This is a genomic window from Streptomyces justiciae (assembly GCF_015163075.1).
Classification (GTDB): Bacteria; Actinomycetota; Actinomycetes; order Streptomycetales; family Streptomycetaceae; genus Streptomyces; species Streptomyces justiciae.
The window spans coordinates 369,915-388,192 of record NZ_JADDXU010000009.1 but is presented as its reverse complement, the minus strand read 5'-3'; the positions used below and the strand labels follow the sequence as shown (position 1 = coordinate 388,192).

The following is an 18,278-nucleotide window of genomic DNA, read 5'->3' as shown; positions in this document are numbered from 1 at the left end:
ATGCCCCGCTACCTCTCCCTCGTGCAGATCGACGAGTCCACCGCCCCCGCCGAAGGCCCCAGCCCCGAGCTGATGGAGCGGATGGGGACGCTGATCGGGGAGATCACCAAGGCCGGTGTCATGCTCGACACCGCCGGTCTCACCCCGTCCGCCCAGGGCACCCGCGTGCACTGGGAGGGCGGGAAGCTCTCCGTCACCGACGGGCCCTTCACCGAGGCCAAGGAGGTCGTCGGCGGGTACGCGATCATGCAGTGCAAGGACATGGCCGAGGCCATCGAGTGGACCAAGCGCTTCCTGAAGGTCCACGAGGAGCACTGGACCGTCACCTGTGAGGTGCGGGAGATCGCGGAGGGCTGAGCCCGCCTTGGCCCGGGGCGTCCGCGGGTGTTGCATGGGGGACTGTGAGCCCACAGTCCCCCGTCGGCCCGCGCGACCCGCGGCACGCCATCGAGACCGTCTTCCGCATCGAGTCCCCGCGCATCGTCGCCGCCGTCACCCGTGTCGTCCGTGACGTCGGCATCGCCGAGGAACTCGCCCAGGACGCCCTCGTCGCCGCCCTGGAGCAGTGGCCGCGCGACGGCGTCCCCGACAACCCGGGCGCCTGGCTCATGACCACCGCCCGGCGCCGCGCCGTCGACCTGGTCCGGCGCCGGGAGAACTACGCCCGCAAGCTCCAGGAGATCGGCCGGGAGCTGCCGGAGACGGTCCCGTTCGACGAACCCGCCGACCCCGACGACATCGACGACGACCTGCTCCGGCTCGTCTTCACCACCTGCCACCCGGTCCTCTCCGCCGAGGCCCGCGTCGCCCTCACCCTCCGCCTCCTCGGCGGCCTCGCCACCGCCGAGATCGCCCGCGCCTTCCTGACGCCCGAGGCGACCGTCGCCCAGCGGATCGTCCGCGCCAAGCGCACCCTCGCCACCAAGAACGTCGCCTTCGAGGTGCCGTACGGAGCCGAGCGCGAGGCCCGGCTGGCCGACGTCCTCGATGTCATCTACCTCGTCTTCAACGAGGGGTACGCCGCCACCGCCGGCGACGACTGGCTGCGGCCCGGGCTGTGCGAGGACGCGCTGCGGCTCGCCCGCTTGCTGTCCGGGCTGATGCCGAAGGAACCCGAAGTGCACGGTCTCGCCGCGCTGTTGGAGTTCCAGGCGTCCCGCACCGCCGCCCGCACCGGCCCCGACGGCGAGCCCGTCCTCCTGAAGGACCAGAACCGCCGCCGCTGGAACCGGATGCTCATCGCCCGCGGGATCAGGGCCCTCGAAAGGGCGGAGGCCACAGCCACCGGCGCCCCCGGACCGTACGCCCTCCAGGCCACCATCGCCGCCTGCCACGCGCACGCCTACACCTACGACGAGACCGACTGGGCCACCATCGCCACCCTGTACGGACTGCTCGCCGTCCGCGCCCCGTCGCCGGTCGTCGAACTCAACCGCGCGGTCGCCGTGTCGATGGCCGAGGGACCGGAAGCGGCCCTGGAGATCGTCGACACCCTCACCTCCCGGCTGCGGGACTACCACCTGCTGCCCAGCGTGCGCGGCGACCTGCTGGCCCGCCTCGGCCGTACGACGGAGGCGGCGGCCGAGTTCGAACGGGCCGCCGCCCTCGCCCGCAACGAACGCGAGCGGGAGCTGCTGCTGCGCCGCGCGCGGGAGGCTCAGGCCGGCTGACCGAGCAGCATGGTGGGGGCGCCGGCGACGCGGGTGAGGAAGACGGTCACCGCGTTCCGCCCGTGCGGCTTCGGCAGGGCCTTCCTGCGGAGTTCCTCCGGCTCCACCGCCGAGCCCCGCTTCTTCACGGTCAGGATGCCGACCTCGCGCTCACGCAGCAGCGCCTTCAACTTCTTGACGTTGAAGGGGAGTTGGTCGGTGATCTCGTAGGCGGTGGCGTACGGGGTGGGGTGGAGTTCGTCGGCGGTGACGTAGGCGATGGTCTCGTCGATCAGGCCGCCCGTCAGTTCCTCGGCCACCTCCGCGACCAGGTGGGCGCGGATGGCGGCGCCGTCGGGTTCGTACAAGTAGCGGCCGAGCGGGCGCACTTGGGGGTCGGGGAGGCCGCGGCCGAGGAGGGTGCGCGGGCCGGGGAGCAGGGTCGCGCGGACGGCGCCGGGGTCGGTGCCGAACCACAGCACCGCCTCCTTCACGTCCCCGCCGTCCGAGATCCACTCGGCCTCGGCCTCCGCCGGGATCGCCTCGTGGGGGATACCGGGCGCGATCTTCAGGGCGGCGTGGGGAGCCTTCGTCGCCGCCTGTACGGCCCAGGAGAGGGGCGGGGAGTAGGCCTCGGGGTCGAAGATGCGGCCCCGGCCGCCTCGTCGCGCCGGGTCGACGAACACCGCGTCGTACGGCGACGTGTCGATGTCCGTGACGTCCGCCTCGCGCACCTCGATCAGCTCGGCCAGGCCCAGCGCCTCGGCGTTCGCGCGGGCCGCGGCGGCGGTGAGCGGGTCGTGGTCCACGGCGAGGACCCTGATGCCGGCCCGCGCGAGGGCGATCGCGTCGCCGCCGATGCCGGAGCACAGGTCGGCGACGGACCGCACACCCAGTGCCCGGAAGCGCTCGGCCCGATACGCCGCCACGCTCGCCCGCGTCGACTGCTCGACCCCGTTCGGGGTGAAGAACATCCGCCCGGCGTCCTCGTCCCCGAACTTCGCCGCCGCCCGCTGACGCAGCCGCGCCTGGCCGAGCGCCGCCGACACCAGTTCGGCGGGGTGGTCGCGGCGCAGCCGGGTGGCGACGGCGAGTTCGTCGGCGGGGGCGGTGCCGCGCACTGCGTCGAGGAGGGCGCGGCCCTCGGGGGTGAGGAGGGGGGCGAGGTCGTTCACTGGTTCATTGTGGGCCAGTCGGAGGACCGTACGACGTCGGTGGCGGTGTCGGCCCGGGGCCGGGGCCGTGGGCTGCGAAGATCCGGCGCCATGGGATCAGTAGTACAAAATGACAAAAGTCGGGCCGTGTGGAGTGTGCGTGGCACGCTCGCCGTCCTGGCCCTCGCCGCCGTCGCCTCCGGCTGTGCGCAGGGCGACAGCTCCAAGGTCCGTCCCGCGGCCGGCCAGCAGCCCCTGAAGGCGCCCCCGGCCCGCGCACTCGACACGTACGCCACGAAGCTGCGCGCCTCCGTGGCCGTCGCGAAACGGTGGGGGCTGAACAGGGCCCCGCTCGCCGCCCCCGCGCCGCCCGCGAAGAAGCCGCGGATCACCACCCGCAAGGGCTTCGAGGTCGACGGTCACGAGGAGCGGGGGCTGCCGCCCGTCTTCACCACGATCCCCACCAAGCAGAAGATCGTCTTCCTCACCCTCGACGACGGCGCCGAGAAGGACCCCGAGTTCCTGCGGATGATGAGCGAGCTGAAGATCCCGTACACCGCCTTCCTCAGCGGCTTCCTGATCAAGGAGGACTACGGGTACTTCAAGCGGATGCAGGACCGGGGTGTGGTGCTCAACAACCACACCCTCCACCACCCCTATCTGCCGGGGCTGTCCTACGGCCGTCAGAAGCGCGAGATCTGCGGCATGCAGGACGTGATCGAGAAGCACTACGGCAAACGGCCGCTGCTGTTCCGCCCGCCGTTCGGGAACTACAACGAGGACACCCTGGTCGCGGCGAAGGCGTGCGGGGTGAAGTACGCGCCGATCTGGAACGAGGAGGTCTTCGTCGACCACTGGGAGTACCGCGAGTGGGACCGGAAGATCCACCCGGGCGACATCGTGCTGAGTCACTTCCGCGGCCGGGGGGAGTGGAAGGGCACGATGCCGGACATGGTCAGGCGCTTTCTGAACAAGATCACGGCCGAGGGGTACGCGGTGGCACGGCTGGAGGACTACTTGTGAGGGCCTCGAAGGCCGCTGTGGCCTCGGTACTCGCCCTGACCGCCCTGCTCCTCACCGGCTGCGCCCAGTCCGTCGACCCCATCGAACGGCTGGGCAAGAAGGCGGTGACGTACGGCGCGAAGGGGGTGCGGTCCGGGCCCGGGGCGCCGGTGGTGACACGGGTCCGCACCTCCGACAAGGTGGTCTTCCTGACGTACGACGACGGCGTCGAGCAGGACCCGCGCTTCGTGGAACTCGTCCGGGAACGGCGGCTGCCGGTCAGCATGTTCCTCACGGACAGCGTCGTCGGACCGGGCTACGGCCACTTCGCCCGCCTCCAGTCGGTCGGCGCGTCCATCCAGAACCACACCCTCGACCACACCGCCCTGCGCGGCCTGCCGTACGCCGGCCAGCGCCACGAGATCTGCGGCCAGCAGGACAAACTCGGCTCCCGCTTCGGCCTGCGCCCCCGCCTCTTCCGCCCGCCCTACGGCACGTACGACACCACGACCCTGCGCGCGGCCACGGACTGCGGCGTCGGCGCGGTCGTCCTGTGGCGGGCGGCGCTGGAGGGCGACCACCTGACCTACGGCACCGGCCCCCACCACCTGCTCCCCGGCGACATCATCTCCCTCCCGTCGACGGAGACGACAGGCCTCACCCTGGTGGACCGGACGACCCGGCTGCTGCGGGAGATCGAGGGGGCGGGGTTGAGGGTGGGGAGGCTGGAGGACTACCTCTAGGGGCGGGCAGCGGGTCAGCGGCTCCCCACGTCCAGCATCAGGATCAGGAAGAAGACCGTGGCCAGCACCTGCGCGACCCCGGTGACCCGGTACCCGTCCCGGAAGAAGAAGACGGCCGCCGCAAGGGCCGCCAGTGCCATCCCGGCCAGCCATGCCGTCGCGGCGCCCGGACGGTGCGTGAGCATCAGCACCGCGGCCCACACGAGGCCGAAGGCGACTTCCGCCGGTACGAGCAGCGCGAGTGCACAGCCGTCCGAGGCGAGCAGACGGTCCGCGGGGGCACGGGGAGGCATGGCGGAACGGTACGGCTGCGGCCGTGCGCGGGAGAAGGGTCCCGCGTGCCCCCGCGCGTTCCGGCGTCCGGGAATCGGCACGGCCCGCGCGGCGAATTAGCAGTCCGCTTGACCGAGTGCTAATCGCGGTCATAGTCTCGGGTCTGGCACTCCCCCCTGGAGAGTGCCAATACGCGACGGGCAGGTCCGGCACCCGCGACGACGGATCGACCTGGTCGCCACCTCAGACAGTTAACCCCGTGAGATCTCCGAAGGGGGAGGTCGGATCGTGACGACCGCCAGCTCCAAGGTTGCCATCAAGCCGCTCGAGGACCGCATCGTGGTCCAGCCGCTCGACGCCGAGCAGACCACGGCCTCTGGCCTGGTCATCCCGGACACCGCGAAGGAGAAGCCCCAGGAGGGCGTCGTCCTCGCCGTGGGCCCGGGCCGCTTCGAGAACGGCGAGCGCCTGCCGCTCGACGTCAAGACCGGCGACATCGTGCTGTACAGCAAGTACGGCGGCACCGAGGTGAAGTACAACGGCGAGGAGTACCTCGTCCTCTCGGCTCGCGACGTGCTCGCGATCATCGAGAAGTAAGTCACCCCGAGCATTCAGTTGCTTCCACGCTGCGCCCCTGGCCCCCGCGACCACTAAGAAACCGGGCGCCCGGGGCGCAGTGTCTTTTTTGAACCCACAGATTTCGAGAGGGCTCCCGCTGTCATGGCGAAGATCCTGAAGTTCGACGAGGACGCCCGTCGCGCCCTCGAGCGCGGCGTCAACAAGCTGGCCGACACGGTCAAGGTGACGATCGGCCCCAAGGGCCGCAACGTCGTCATCGACAAGAAGTTCGGCGCCCCCACCATCACCAACGACGGTGTCACGATCGCCCGCGAGGTCGAGATCGAGGACCCGTACGAGAACCTCGGCGCGCAGCTGGTGAAGGAGGTGGCGACCAAGACCAACGACATCGCGGGTGACGGCACCACCACCGCCACCGTGCTCGCCCAGGCGCTGGTCCGCGAGGGCCTGAAGAACGTCGCCGCGGGTGCCTCCCCGGCGCTGCTGAAGAAGGGCATCGACGCGGCCGTGGCCGCCGTGTCGGAGGACCTTCTGGCGACCGCCCGCCCGATCGACGACAAGGCGGACATCGCCGCCGTCGCCGCGCTGTCCGCCCAGGACCAGCAGGTCGGCGAGCTCATCGCCGAGGCGATGGACAAGGTCGGCAAGGACGGTGTCATCACCGTCGAGGAGTCCAACACCTTCGGTCTGGAGCTCGACTTCACCGAGGGCATGGCCTTCGACAAGGGCTACCTGTCCCCGTACTTCGTCACCGACCAGGAGCGTATGGAGGCCGTCCTCGACGACCCGTACATCCTGATCAACCAGGGCAAGATCTCCTCGATCCAGGACCTGCTGCCGCTCCTCGAGAAGGTCATCCAGGCCGGCGCCTCCAAGCCGCTGCTGATCATCGCCGAGGACGTCGAGGGCGAGGCCCTGTCGACCCTGGTCGTCAACAAGATCCGCGGCACCTTCAACGCGGTCGCGGTCAAGGCCCCCGGCTTCGGCGACCGCCGCAAGGCGATGCTCCAGGACATGGCGGTCCTCACCGGCGCCACGGTCATCTCCGAGGAGGTCGGCCTCAAGCTCGACCAGGCCGGTCTCGACGTGCTGGGCTCCGCCCGCCGCGTCACGATCACCAAGGACGACACGACCATCGTCGACGGCGCCGGCGAGTCCGCCGACGTCACCGGCCGCGTCGCCCAGATCAAGGCCGAGATCGAGAACACCGACTCCGACTGGGACCGCGAGAAGCTCCAGGAGCGCCTCGCGAAGCTGGCCGGCGGCGTGTGCGTGATCAAGGTCGGCGCCGCCACCGAGGTGGAGCTGAAGGAGAAGAAGCACCGTCTGGAGGACGCCATCTCCGCGACCCGCGCCGCGGTCGAGGAGGGCATCGTCTCCGGTGGTGGCTCCGCGCTCGTCCACGCCGCGAAGGTCCTCGAGGGCGGTCTGGGCAAGACCGGCGACGAGGCCACCGGTGTCGCCGTCGTCCGCAAGGCCGTCGTCGAGCCGCTGCGCTGGATCGCCGAGAACGCCGGCCTGGAGGGCTACGTCATCACCTCCAAGGTCGCCGAGCTCGACAAGGGCCAGGGCTTCAACGCCGCCACCGGCGAGTACGGCGACCTGGTCAAGGCCGGCGTCATCGACCCGGTCAAGGTCACCCGCTCCGCCCTGGAGAACGCCGCCTCCATCGCCTCCCTCCTGCTCACGACCGAGACCCTGGTCGTCGAGAAGAAGGAAGAGGAGGAGCCGGCCGCCGCTGGTCACAGCCACGGCCACGCCCACTAAGGCCCCGCAGGCCTGACGGAAGCCCCCGGTCCGCTTCGGCGGCCGGGGGCTTCCCCATGCCCGCGGGCCTACTGCTCCAGGTCGTCCAGCATCCCCAGCTGCGCCATCAGCCCCAGCCGGTCGTACTGCCACCACCCCTCGGCGAGCTTCCCGCCGGGAGCGCACCTGTGGATGGTGGTGCCCGTCATGGACACCCGCTTCCCCGTGGCCGGGATTCCCATGAAGTCCCCGGTGTGCGTGCCGTGCCAGGTCCACCGGGTGCACACGCGGTCGCCCTGGGCCAGCTGATCGTCGATCGTGAAGTCGAAGTCGAAGCCGCTCTTCCACATCTCGACCTCGCGCCGCACCGCGTCCAGCCCGATCACGTCCTGCTCGTTGGCCGGATCATGATCGTGGTAGTCCTCGATCAGCAGCCCGTCGAGCGACGGCACCTCCCGCCCGGCCAGCGCCTCGAAGAAGCGCCGCGCCGTGGCGGCGTACAGCTGCTCGTCCCGTACGACGTCCAGGTCCGTGAACGTCGGCATCTCGTCGCAGAGAGCCACCATCTCCTGGAAGATCTTGTCCGTCTCGGGCAGGTTCGAGTTCCGCATCGCCTCCTCGTACGACGGGAACTCCACGATCTCGATGAAGTGCGACGCGTCCGAGCGGTCCTTGCCGATGACGTCGTGCGTCGCGGTCCGCTTCCCCTTGGTCTGTTCGACCCACCTGTCCATCAGCTGGTTCATCTCGTCGAACCGGCTGGTCCTGCAGTCGATGAGCTGTACGAAGGTCATGGTCGTGCCTCCGGCCTCCACGGGTCCGGCAGATAAGGCCATTCTGCTCCCATGGGGCCACGATCTCCATATTGGCCCTGTGGCTCCTCTCGCGATCGAGCCAGACTCATGACCGATCCAAGGAGGAGGAATCCGTAATGACGAAGCTTGATCGGTCCCGACTCGAGAGCCTGGCCGAGGAATTGATGGAGAAGCAGTTCCAGCGCGTCACCAAGCTGCGCGAACTGCACGCGGGCGAATGGACCGACCGGGACTACTACATTCGTCACATCACCGAGACGGTGCTGCGTATTCGGCTGAACAACGAGGTCGACACCTACGCCCTCTTCAAGGTCGGTTCGAAGGACGACAGCCTCGCCGCCAAGCTCGCCCAGTACCTGGCCGAGGAGTTCGGGCACGAGGGCATGTTCACCCGTGACCTCAACAAGTTCGGCTTCACCAGCGAGCAGCTGGAGGCCACCGACGTCTTCCCGTCGACCAAGCAGCTCATGGGCTACCTGCGCCTGGAGGCCGACAAGCGCGGTCCCGCGCCGACGACGGTCTGGGACTGGTTCGTCGAGTGGTACTCGGACCGCTACAACCAGATCATCACCAACAAGGCGGCCGAGGAGTTCGGCACCGAATTCACCCAGGGCACCCAGACGCACCTGGACTTCGACGAGTCGCACGACCACGACGAGCTGATGTTCCGCACCGTTTCCCAGGCGGTCGAGGGATTCGGCTCCGCGGAGCAGGCGTACGCCGATCTCGCCACGTACATCGAGCTGATCGGTGATTACTTCCAGGAGCTCTACGACTCCACCGTCGGCGCCCGGGAACTGGCCTCCGCCTGATTCGGTAGAACGTTTGACGGACGACCCGGTAATTCCATTTCAGCGATCTCAGGGTAATTCCGGGCCGTCCGTCGGCCAGAGCGGAGAAACAGAATCACCATGTCTGCACAGAGAATTCTGGTCGTCGAGCCGATGTCCTCGGCGAACGGTCTGATCCTCGCCGCCCACCAGCAGGGGTTCGAGGTCGTGGTGGCCTCCCACCACAGCGGTGACCGCACGATCCCCGAGGCCCTGCGCGAGTACATCGACGAGCTGCTGGTCGTCGACACCAACGACGAGGCGGCGCTCACCGAGGCGGTGGCCGAGGCCCACGGGCGGCGGCCGCTGACCGGCATCCTGCCCGGCTTCGAGTTCTACGTGGACAGCGTCGCCCGCCTCGCGCACCGGCTCGGGCTGCCCGGTCTGCCGGTGGAGACGGTGGCGGCGCTGCGCGACAAGTCCGTCATGCGCGCCCGCGCCGAGGCCGCGGGCCTGCGCGTGCCCCGCTACGCGGAGGCGTCCGGCCTCGACGAACTGCTCGCCGCCGCGGCGCACGTGGGATATCCGGCCGTGCTCAAGCCCGCCGCCTCGGCCGGCAGCGTGCACGTCAGCCGGGTCGACGACGAGGACGGGCTGCGGCGCGCCTACGACTGGCTGGTCTCCGACACCCGCACCGACGCCGGCCGCGGCCTGGACGGGCGGGTGCTCCTGGAGGAGTACGTCGCCGGTCCCGAGATCAGCGTCGAGGGGTACGTCACCGACGGCGAGGTCGTCGTCTCCGCCCTCACCACCAAACTCCTCGGCCCCGAACCGCACTTCGTCGAGATCGGCATGGTCGTCCAGCACGAGACCGACCCGGAGACCCGGGCCAGGATCGAGGCGTACGTCGTCGACCTGTGCCGCGCGCTCAACATGCCGCTGGGCATCTTCCACTGCGAACTGCGGCTGCCCGAGGGCGACCCGGTGCTGATCGAGATCGGCGCCCGCCTCGCCGGACACCGCATCCCGCACCTGGTGGAGCTGGCCACCGGCACCTCGCTGACCCGGATCATGCTGGCCCACTACACCGGCCAGGACCCCGCCGAGCTGGGCGCGTTCACAGCCCCGCGCGCCAAGACCGCCGCCATCCACTGCTTCACCGCGGACGGCCTCGAGGTCTTCCACCGGGTCGCCGGCGCCGAGGAGCTGCGCGAGGCCCCCGACGTCCTGGAGGTCTCCGTCTACTACCGGGAGGGCGAGGAGATCCCGCCCGCCGAGGACTTCCGGGCGCTGCTCGGCCATGTGGTCTTCGCGGCCGAGTCGCACACGGCGGCCCTGGAGCGCATCGAGGCGCTCGGCCGGGAGGTGCGCGTTGAGTAGCACCCCCAGTAGCACCCCCGGGGCGCTCCCCACGTACCTCGTCCTCAACCGGTACGACGACGAGTTCGGCGAGTACCACCGGTTCGTCGAGCCGGGCAGCTGCCGACTGGCGTACGTGACCCTGCCGTACGGCCTGCCGGTCCTGGACCGCGAAGGAGCCCTCGACCTGGTCGTCGCCGACGACCTGGAGTTCGAGACCGTCCTGCCGATCGCCCGCCGTCTCGTGGAGCGGTACGGCGCGTTCGACGGTGTGGTGGGGCTGTCGGAGTACGACGTGCTCACCGCCGCGCGGCTGCGCGTCGAACTTGGAGTGCCGGGCTGGCGGCCCGAGTTCGTGACCGCCTTCCGTGACAAGCCGCGGATGAAGGAGCTGGTCGGCGCCGCCGGGCTGCGGGTGCCGAGGTTCCGCGACCTGGACGCGGCCACCACGGCCGAGGAGATCGCCGGCGAGCTCGGGCTGCCGGTGATCCTCAAGCCGCGTGACGGCTGGTCCTCGCGCGGGGTGGTGCGGGCGGACGACGTGCCGGCCCTGGCGCGTGCGCTGGCCGAGGTCGATCCGGCGGCGTACGAGTGCGAGGAGTTCATCGAGGGCCGGGTCCTGCATGTCGACGGCATCCGGCGCGGCGGGAAACCGCACTTCGTCAGCGCCTCCGGCTATCTCAACACCTGCCTGGACTTCCTCGACGGCCTGCCGCTCGGCTCGGTGCTGCTCGACCCGGGTCCGGAGCGGGACCGGGTGACCGGCTTCGCCGACGCCTGCCTGGAGGCGCTGGGCCTGGACGACGGGCCCTTCCATCTGGAGCTGTTCGCCACCGACCAGGGGGAGTTGGTCTTCCTGGAGGTGGGTCTGCGGCCCGGCGGCGCCGAGGTCGGGTTCGTGCACCGGGACCTGTTCGGCATCGACCTGTTCGGCGAGGCGTTCCGCGCCACGCTCGGCCTGCCGCCGCTGAAGCCCGCCGAGGAGTACGACAACACGCCGGGCGGCGGCTGGGTCAGCGTGCCCGAACCGCGCCCGCTGCCCTGCCGGGTGGTGTCCAGGACACCGCTGCTCGGCGAGGTCCCGGAGGTCTACGCGGAGGTCCTGCCGGACATCGGCACGGTCTTCGACGGCACCGGCGGCTACGACCACATCGGCGGCCGGTTCCGGCTGCGCGGCGCCGATCACGCGACCGTGCGCGCGGCGGCGCTGACGGTCATGCGGACCTACCGGGTCGACGCCGAGCCGGTACCGCAGAAGCAGGGCGATTAAGGGGGATACCAGTGCTTGGCACCAGCCGTCGTCCGACGGGGGAAGTCGGGGAGGGGCCGGCGGCGAACCCGCCGGCCGATGCCGCGGAGGAACGGACGGAGAACCCGTCCGAACAGGCCGCGGCGCAGCTGACGGAGAAGTTGCTGGGGCCGGAGTTCTCCTGTGTGGCGGGCAAGAGCGCGCAGCTGCGCGGCACGCTCGTGCACCGGCACTTCGGCCGGCTCGCCGAACCCGGGACGACCACCGAACTGCACGCGGCGCTCGCCGACTTCGCCGCACGCCGTGAGGACATCGACCCGCTGATGGCGACGTTCGCGGCCACGTTCTCGGGACCGGCGGACACCGATGAGACGGAGTTCGAGGAGCTGCTGTGGAAGCAGCTCCAGGCCCTGCACGACCTGGACACCGGCGCGTTCCCCTGGGACCCGTCGGTCGATCCCGACCCGGCGTCGGAGCGGTTCGGCTTCAGCGTCGGCGGCCACGCCTTCTTCGTGGTCGGCCTGCACCCGGGCGCCTCCCGGATCACCCGCCGGTTCCCGCTGCCCACCCTCGTCTTCAACTCCCACCTCCAGTTCGGGCGGTTGAAGGAGAAGGGCATCTACCAGCGCATCCAGGGCCAGGTGCGGGAGCGGGAGCTGGAGTTGCAGGGCTCGCTCAATCCCAACCTGTCCGAGTTCGGGGCGGCGTCCGAGGCTGCGCAGTACTCGGGCCGTGCCGTCCCGGACGACTGGACGTGCCCGTTCCATCCGGCGGCGGAGGCCTACCCGACCGACCCCGCCCCGGTCGCCCACAAGGCAGACATCGAGGAGAGCAGCACCCCATGACCAAGTGGACCGTGATCACCGGCGGTACGGCCGGGATCGGGCGGGCGGTGGCGGAGCGGTTCCTCAAGGAGGGGCTGCCGGTGGCCGTGCTCGCCCGGCGCGTGGAGCGGCTCGACGACCTGGTGGCCGCGTTCGGCCCCGAGCTGATCCGCGTCGAGCGGGCCGACGTACGGGACGGCGAATCCCTCGCCACCGCGGTCGACGCGCTGCTCCAGGACGACGGTGAGATCGCCGCGCTCGTCAACAACGCCGGGCTGTCCCTCGGCCTCGGCGCCCTGCACGACGGGGCGGTCGAGGACTGGGACACGATGATCGACACCAATGTCTCGGGTGTCCTGCACGGCATCCGCGCCGTGCTGCCGGCGATGCGCCGCACCGGCGCCGGGCACATCATCAACCTCGGCTCGCTGGCCGCGGAGTACCCCTTCTTCGGCGGCAACGTGTACGCGGCCACGAAGGCGTTCGTCCACCATCTGTCGGCCAACCTCCGCGTCGACGTGCAGGGCACCGGCATCCGGGTCACCTGTATCGCCCCCGGCATGGTGCGCAGCGAGTTCGCGCTGGTCCGCTTCAAAGGCGACCAGGACCGCGCCGACGCGCTCTACGAGGGCATCCGCCCGCTCGCGCCCGAGGACGTCGCCGACACCGTGCTGTGGGCCCACCGGACCCCGGCGCACGTGAACGTCAACTACGTCGAACTCATGTCCATTGACCAGCCGTTCGGTCTCTCGCTGACCCGTCCGGCACCGGCACAGCGAAAGGAAACGCCGTGAGCTCCGTCAGGTCGTTCAACGACTTCGGACAGCTTGAGGAGATCGTGATCGGAAGTGCCGAGCACTTCCACATCCCGGACGCGGACGCCTCGCTGCGCCACTTCTTCGGTCTGCCCGAGGACCACACCGGCGACCAGGTCACCGAATCCGACCTGGCCCGGATCATCGACGAGACGCAGGAGGACCTCCAGGCGCTCGCCGACACCCTGACCTCCTTCGGCGTCACCGTCCGCCGCCCGGCCCCGGCCGTGCACGGCTCGCCGCTGACCGTCGCCGACTGGACCACCACCGCCAACCACTCGCTGATGCCCCGCGACTGCCTCCTGGTGGTCGGCGAGAACATCATCGAGGCGCCGATGCCGGTCCGCGCCCGCTACACCGAGACCTTCCCGTTCCGCGGACTGCTCGCCGAGTATTTCGCCTCCGGCGCCAACTGGCTCGCCGCCCCACGCCCCCGCCTCGCCGACGCGACCTACGCCTACGACGGCGACACCCCCGTACTCGCCGAGATCGAGCCGCTGTTCGACGCCGCGAACCTGCTCCGGGCGGGCAGCGACCTGTTCTTCAACGTCAGCAACACCGGCAACCGCACCGGCGCCGCCTGGCTCCGCCGCGTGCTCGGGCCCGAGTTCACCGTGCACGAGATCTCGATCTGCGACGACCACGTGGGCACCACCCTGCACATCCTGCGCCCCGGCGTGCTGCTGGCCAACGCGGGCCGGCTCACCCCGGAGACCATCCCGGCGCCGCTGCGGAACTGGAAGATCCTCTGGTTCGACGAGCCCGAGGACGACGGCTACGGCCTCACCTGGCCGCGCGCCTCCACCTGGATCGGCATGAACATCCTCTCCGTCAACGAGGAGACGGTGATCGTCCCGGCCAAGCAGACCGAACTGGCCCGCCAGTTGGAGAAGGAGGGCTTCACCGCCGTACCCGTGCCCTACCGCCACGGGCGCACCTTCGGCGGCGGCTTCCACTGCTGCTCCCTGGACGTACGCCGCCAGGGTTCGCTCGAGTCGTACGTGTAGCGGCCATGGCCATCAACCTGAACACCAGCAAGGTGGTCGACGTCCAACTGAGCCGTGGCGGCGATGAGTTCGTCGACGTCCGGTTCCGCCGGGCGCGCGCCGAGGACGCCGAGGCGATGTACCGGCTGTCGCTGCCCTTCATGGACACCGGTCAGCTCCTCGTGCGCGAGCGCGCGCTGTTCGAGACCCTCTCCGAGGACTTCCGGGTCCTGGAGGCCGACGGCGAGGTCGTCGGCTGCGCGGGCCTGCGCGGCTTCGACACCCTCGCCGAGATCTACAACGTCGCCGTCGACGAGAAGCGGCACGGCCTCGGCCTCGGCCGGCTGCTGCTGGCCAGCATGGTCGGCGCGGCCCACGCCGAGGGCTTCGCGGAGGTGCTCGTCTACTCCAAGACCACCTCCGCGTGGTTCGCCCGCTACGGCTTCCAGCCCGTCGACCCGGCCCGGCTGCCCGCCGCCCGCCTCGCCCTGGTCGACCCCGCCCGTGAGTCCGTCGCCCTGGGCCGCGCCACCGTCGGCGGCTACGACGGCGTCGAGGTCCTGGCGGCGCTGACCGAGCTCCGGGTCACCTTCGACCGCAGCGCCGCCGAGTTCGGCTGGGACGGCTCGTACGACTCCCTGCTGCCGTTCGCCGACGACAACGGCGTGGAGACCAAGTCGCTGTGCTGGGCGGGCGTCTGCGGCACGTGTGCCGTACGCCTGAAGCGCGGCACCGTCCGCTATCACGTGCCGCCGCAGGGCGACCCCGACGAGGGGGAGGTGCTGCTGTGCATCTCACAGCCGGTGACCGACCTGGTGCTGGACCTGTGAGCCCGGCACCGAAGGCCGTCCAGCTGTGGCGCTACCCGGTGAAGTCCATGGGCGGCGAGCGCACGGACCGGCTCTTCCTCGGCCCCAGCGGGGTGGTCGGCGACCGCGAGTTCGCGGTCGTCGTCGCGGCCACCGGCCGGGTGCTCACCGCCAAACGGGAGCCCCGGCTGCTGGACGCCACGGCCCGCCGCCACGAGGCCGGGGCCGAACTGACCCTGCCCGACAGGCGGCGGTTCACCACCGCCGACCCGGACGCGGACGCGATCCTGAGTGACTGGCTCGGCCAGGCCGTGGAGCTGCGCCGCCAGACCGGCCGGGTGCACACGGTCGAGGAGTACCGCAAGGACCCGGCCGAGCCGTCGTCCCTGTCCACCTTCGACCTGCCCGCCGGCAAGTTCGTCGACGAGGCCCCGGTCCACCTGCTGAGCGAGGGCGCCCTGCGCGCGGCAGGCGCCCGCCACCCCGACGGCACCTGGGACGTCCGCCGCTTCCGCCCCAACGTCCTGCTGAGCGGACCGGAGGCGGACCACCTCCTGGGCACCCGCGCCCAGATCGGCAACGTCCTCCTGGGCATCACGGGGGCCACCAAACGCTGCGTCATGGTGACCCAGCCGCAGCGCGACCTCCCCAAGGACCGCGAGATCCTGCGCTCCCTCGTGCAGGCCTCCGCGGGCACCTTCGGCGTCTACGCCACGGTCACCCGCCCCGGCACCGTCCTGCTCGGCGACACCCTCGCCGCGGAGGACGTCGCAGCGAGGGAGCTGGTGCGATGACGGACGCGGTCACCCGGGCCTACAACGAGTCCGTACGCCCCGACTCCGCAGCGATCCTGCGCAGGGCGCCCTCGCTCGCCGACTGGCCCGGCGAGTACCTCTCCCGCCCCCTCTTCGCCGAGAAGGGCCAACTGCACGGCTTCGCGGCCGACCTTGACCGCATGCTGGGCCTGCTCACCTCCCTGCCCGAACGGCTCTACGACGGTGATCTCGACGCCTTCTGCGCCGCCCTGGGCCTGGACGAGCGGCGCGGCGCGGTGATGCGCAGGCTCGGCGGCGGCGCCCCGCCGCACGCCGGGCGGGCGGACGTCTATCACGACGGCACCGCGTTCAAGCTCCTGGAGTTCGGCATCGGCAGCGAGGTCGGCGGCTGGGACCGGGCCGGGGAGATTCCCCGGGTCCTGCTGGAACAGGACGCCGCCTTCGCGTCCTTCGCCGCCGGACACGGCCTCGGCTACACCCACACCGGCCGGGCCCTCGCCGACGCGCTGCGGAAGACGGGGGCGGCCGTGACGTCGGGCGGCCGCGATCCCGTCGTAGCGCTCCTCGAAGGGCCCGGTGGGCTCACCAAGTGGGGCGCGACCTGGCAACCGCTGCGGGAGCTGATGCGCGGCTTCGGACTGGACTTCCGGATCGGCGAGATCAGCCAGATCACCTTCCGTCACGGCAAGCCGTACCTGGACGGCACCCCCGTCGACGTGGTCTACCGCTGCTTCGAGGCGGACCAGGTCTATCTCGACCCCGAGGCGATGGCCCTGGTCGAACCGCTGTGCCGGGCCCACGAGTTGGGCACGGTCGTCCTGTGGACCCCGCTGGAGAGCAACCTCTACTGCGAGAAGGGCTGCCTGGCCCTGCTCTCCAACGCCCGGCACCGGGACCGCTTCAGTGCCGGCGAACAGGCGCTGATCGACCGGGTGTTGCCCTGGACGCGGGTCCTGCACGGCGACGGCTTCCTCGCCGACGCGGACCTGGTCGCGCGCTGTCATGACCGCCGTACCGAACTGATCCTCAAGCCCAACGGGCTCTACGGCGGCAAGGGCGTCGTGGCCGGCTGGGAGACGGACGCGGAGGAGTGGTGGCGGGCGGTCCGCGAGGCCGCCGAGGGCGGCTGTGTGCTCCAGGAGCGGGTCGTCCCGCGGCCGGAACCGGTCGTCGACCCGCTCACCGGCGCCGTCGAGCCCTGGCAGGCCGCCTGGGGCTTCTTCTACCTGCCGCAGGGACACGCCGGCGCCTACGCCCGGGTCCTGCCCGCCGGGGACAGCGCCGTCATCGGCATCAGCGCCAACGACAAGACCCGGACGGCCGGCGTCTTCCACTACTCGACGTGAGGATCAGCCAGCCATGAGCGAGTTGTCCGTGCCGGACGCGGCCGAGACCGAAGAGAAGAGGGGCGCCCAAGGCAAGGGCATGGGCCGGGAGTTCCGGCTCCTCTGGTCGGCCGACCTGATCGCCACCCTCGGCGACGGCGCGCTCGTGGCGGCGATCCCGCTGCTCGCCAAGTCGCTCACCAGCGACCCCAGCCTGGTCGCCGGCGTCGCCACCGCCCGCACCCTGCCCTGGCTGCTGCTGGCCCTGATCGGCGGCGCGATCGTGGACCGCTTCGACCGGCGCCGGCTGATGGTCGGCGCCCAGGCCGCCCAGGTGGTCCTGGTCGTGGTGGTCGCCGTCATCGCCACCTTCGACCTGGCGCAGATCTGGATGCTCTACGTCCTCGCCTTCGGAGTGGGCAGCGCGGAAATCCTGTTCACCGGCGCCAGCCAGGCCCTGGTGCCCACCCTGGTGAAGTCGGACCATCTCGAAGCGGCCAACGGAAGACTCGTGGCGACCGCCTCGGTTTCCCGAGAATTTGCCGGACCGCCTTTGGGCGCCGCGCTGTTCGCGTTCGCTATCCCGCTGCCGTTCTGGCTGAATGCGATCGCTTTCTTCGTGTCGTTGCTGTTGTTGTCTCGAATTCGCGCCACCGGCCGACCGCCCCGCCCCGAGCAGCCGACCGCGATGCGCACCGAGATCGCCGAAGGGCTGCGCTGGCTGGCCAAGAACCGGCTGCCGCGCACCCTCACGCTCATCGCCGGCTCCGGCAACTTCTGCGAGTCGATGGCCCTGGCCACGCTGGTGCTCTTCTCCCACGACGTCCTCGGCATCGGCGACCGCGGCTACGGTCTGCTGCTGGCCGCGATGGCCATCGGCGGGGTGATCGGCGGACTGGTGAGCAACCGGGTCGTGGACCGCTTCGGCGCCCGGCAGGTCGCCATCGGCGTGCAGGTCGTGTGCCCGCTGGCCTGGCTGGCGATCGGCCTGGTGGGACGCGATCCGGTCACCGTGGTGGCCCTGTTCACCCTCTTCTCGATCGCGCTGTCGATGTGGAACGTCGTGTCGTGGTCGGTCCGCCAGCGGCTCATCCCCAACGAGCTGATGGGCCGGGTCAGCGGCGCCGGGCGGATGTTCGCCTTCGGGGCGATGCCGCTGGGCGCGCTGGTCGGCGGATTCGTCGCGGACTGGCTGGGACTCGTCGCTCCCTGGATCATCGGCGGCATCCTGTCCCTGCTGGTCGCGGCGTTTGCACTCCCCGCTCTCCGCAAATGGGACGGTGAGTGACAACGTTGGCCGAAGTATTTCCCGATCGTGAAAACTTTCCAAAAGATCTTGTAGTGGCGCTGTTCTCGGCCAAGACTCCCGCTGGCAGGAAAACGAACCTGACTGGCGGGGGGACC

General features: G+C 70.7%; 19 protein-coding genes. 16 read left to right on the top strand and 3 right to left on the bottom strand.

Annotation, left to right across the window (positions count from 1 at the left end; translation table 11 throughout):
• Both IQ210_RS26170 and IQ210_RS26165 read left to right on the top strand, forming a co-directional pair.
• Entirely contained in the window at window positions 1–357 is a 357-nt protein-coding gene (locus IQ210_RS26170) for a YciI family protein (protein ID WP_194081549.1), read from the top strand.
• 44 nt (window positions 358–401) lie between these two features.
• Window positions 402–1,670, top strand: coding sequence for an RNA polymerase sigma factor (locus IQ210_RS26165; protein WP_194081548.1), 1,269 nt, complete (start codon window positions 402–404; stop codon window positions 1,668–1,670).
• Here IQ210_RS26165 and IQ210_RS26160 read toward each other — a convergent pair.
• On the bottom strand, window positions 1,658–2,824 hold the full coding sequence (locus IQ210_RS26160) for a THUMP-like domain-containing protein (RefSeq protein WP_194081547.1): 1,167 nt from the start codon (window positions 2,822–2,824) through the stop codon (window positions 1,658–1,660). The genes IQ210_RS26165 and IQ210_RS26160 overlap by 13 nt on opposite strands.
• A gap of 90 nt (window positions 2,825–2,914) precedes the next feature.
• On the opposite strand from IQ210_RS26160, the gene IQ210_RS26155 reads away from it, so the two are divergent.
• Together IQ210_RS26155 and IQ210_RS26150 are read left to right on the top strand one after the other, a co-directional pair.
• The gene (locus IQ210_RS26155; protein WP_194081546.1) at window positions 2,915–3,826 is read left to right on the top strand and encodes a polysaccharide deacetylase family protein; all 912 of its coding nucleotides are present in this window, start codon (window positions 2,915–2,917) and stop codon (window positions 3,824–3,826) included.
• Complete coding sequence (locus IQ210_RS26150; RefSeq protein WP_194081545.1) at window positions 3,823–4,548, top strand: polysaccharide deacetylase family protein; 726 nt, start codon at window positions 3,823–3,825, stop codon at window positions 4,546–4,548. The genes IQ210_RS26155 and IQ210_RS26150 overlap by 4 nt, the downstream gene beginning before the upstream one ends.
• Window positions 4,549–4,562: 14 nt before the next feature.
• Here the strand turns inward: IQ210_RS26150 and IQ210_RS26145 are convergent, their stop codons facing one another.
• Window positions 4,563–4,841: a hypothetical protein gene (locus IQ210_RS26145; protein WP_194081544.1), complete on the bottom strand. Its 279-nt coding sequence runs from the start codon at window positions 4,839–4,841 to the stop codon at window positions 4,563–4,565.
• Window positions 4,842–5,109: 268 nt separating this feature from the next.
• Here IQ210_RS26145 and groES point away from each other — a divergent pair, with 268 nt between their 5' ends.
• Together groES and groL are read left to right on the top strand one after the other, a co-directional pair.
• Window positions 5,110–5,418: a co-chaperone GroES gene (groES, locus tag IQ210_RS26140; protein WP_055493212.1), complete on the top strand. Its 309-nt coding sequence runs from the start codon at window positions 5,110–5,112 to the stop codon at window positions 5,416–5,418.
• 123 nt (window positions 5,419–5,541) lie between these two features.
• Entirely contained in the window at window positions 5,542–7,167 is a 1,626-nt protein-coding gene (gene groL / locus IQ210_RS26135) for a chaperonin GroEL (protein ID WP_194081543.1), read from the top strand.
• 68 nt (window positions 7,168–7,235) lie between these two features.
• On the opposite strand, the gene IQ210_RS26130 is transcribed toward groL, so the two are convergent.
• A complete protein-coding gene (locus IQ210_RS26130) occupies window positions 7,236–7,940 on the bottom strand; it encodes an ester cyclase (RefSeq protein WP_194081542.1) in 705 nt (234 codons plus the stop codon).
• 137 nt (window positions 7,941–8,077) lie between these two features.
• Between IQ210_RS26130 and IQ210_RS26125 the strand changes: the two genes are divergently transcribed.
• The 10 genes from IQ210_RS26125 (at window position 8,078) to IQ210_RS26080 (ending at window position 18,162) form a co-directional block, all read left to right on the top strand.
• Window positions 8,078–8,773 (top strand): heme oxygenase-like domain-containing protein, encoded by a 696-nt coding sequence (locus IQ210_RS26125; protein WP_194081541.1) that lies wholly within the window; start codon window positions 8,078–8,080, stop codon window positions 8,771–8,773.
• Between the two features lie 99 nt (window positions 8,774–8,872).
• Window positions 8,873–10,111 (top strand): ATP-grasp domain-containing protein, encoded by a 1,239-nt coding sequence (locus IQ210_RS26120; RefSeq protein ID WP_194081540.1) that lies wholly within the window; start codon window positions 8,873–8,875, stop codon window positions 10,109–10,111.
• Window positions 10,104–11,360, top strand: coding sequence for an ATP-grasp domain-containing protein (locus tag IQ210_RS26115; protein ID WP_194081539.1), 1,257 nt, complete (start codon window positions 10,104–10,106; stop codon window positions 11,358–11,360). The genes IQ210_RS26120 and IQ210_RS26115 overlap by 8 nt, the downstream gene beginning before the upstream one ends.
• An 11-nt stretch (window positions 11,361–11,371) precedes the next feature.
• Entirely contained in the window at window positions 11,372–12,184 is an 813-nt protein-coding gene (gene gntA / locus IQ210_RS26110; RefSeq protein ID WP_194081538.1) for a guanitoxin biosynthesis heme-dependent pre-guanitoxin N-hydroxylase GntA, read from the top strand.
• Window positions 12,181–12,957: an SDR family NAD(P)-dependent oxidoreductase gene (locus tag IQ210_RS26105; RefSeq protein ID WP_194081537.1), complete on the top strand. Its 777-nt coding sequence runs from the start codon at window positions 12,181–12,183 to the stop codon at window positions 12,955–12,957. Before gntA ends, IQ210_RS26105 begins: the two co-directional genes overlap by 4 nt.
• Entirely contained in the window at window positions 12,954–13,985 is a 1,032-nt protein-coding gene (locus IQ210_RS26100; RefSeq protein ID WP_194081536.1) for an inosamine-phosphate amidinotransferase 1, read from the top strand. Before IQ210_RS26105 ends, IQ210_RS26100 begins: the two co-directional genes overlap by 4 nt.
• Window positions 13,986–13,990: 5 nt before the next feature.
• Window positions 13,991–14,794 carry a GNAT family N-acetyltransferase gene (locus tag IQ210_RS26095; RefSeq protein ID WP_194081535.1) on the top strand — a complete coding sequence of 268 codons (804 nt, stop codon included), beginning with the start codon at window positions 13,991–13,993 and terminating at the stop codon, window positions 14,792–14,794.
• Complete coding sequence (locus tag IQ210_RS26090; RefSeq protein WP_194081534.1) at window positions 14,791–15,567, top strand: MOSC domain-containing protein; 777 nt, start codon at window positions 14,791–14,793, stop codon at window positions 15,565–15,567. Before IQ210_RS26095 ends, IQ210_RS26090 begins: the two co-directional genes overlap by 4 nt.
• On the top strand, window positions 15,564–16,895 hold the full coding sequence (locus tag IQ210_RS26085; protein WP_194081533.1) for a hypothetical protein: 1,332 nt from the start codon (window positions 15,564–15,566) through the stop codon (window positions 16,893–16,895). The genes IQ210_RS26090 and IQ210_RS26085 overlap by 4 nt, the downstream gene beginning before the upstream one ends.
• Before the next feature lie 13 nt (window positions 16,896–16,908).
• Window positions 16,909–18,162, top strand: a complete 1,254-nt coding sequence (locus IQ210_RS26080; protein ID WP_194081532.1) for an MFS transporter — start codon at window positions 16,909–16,911, stop codon at window positions 18,160–18,162.
• The last annotated feature ends 116 nt before the right edge of the window (window positions 18,163–18,278 follow it).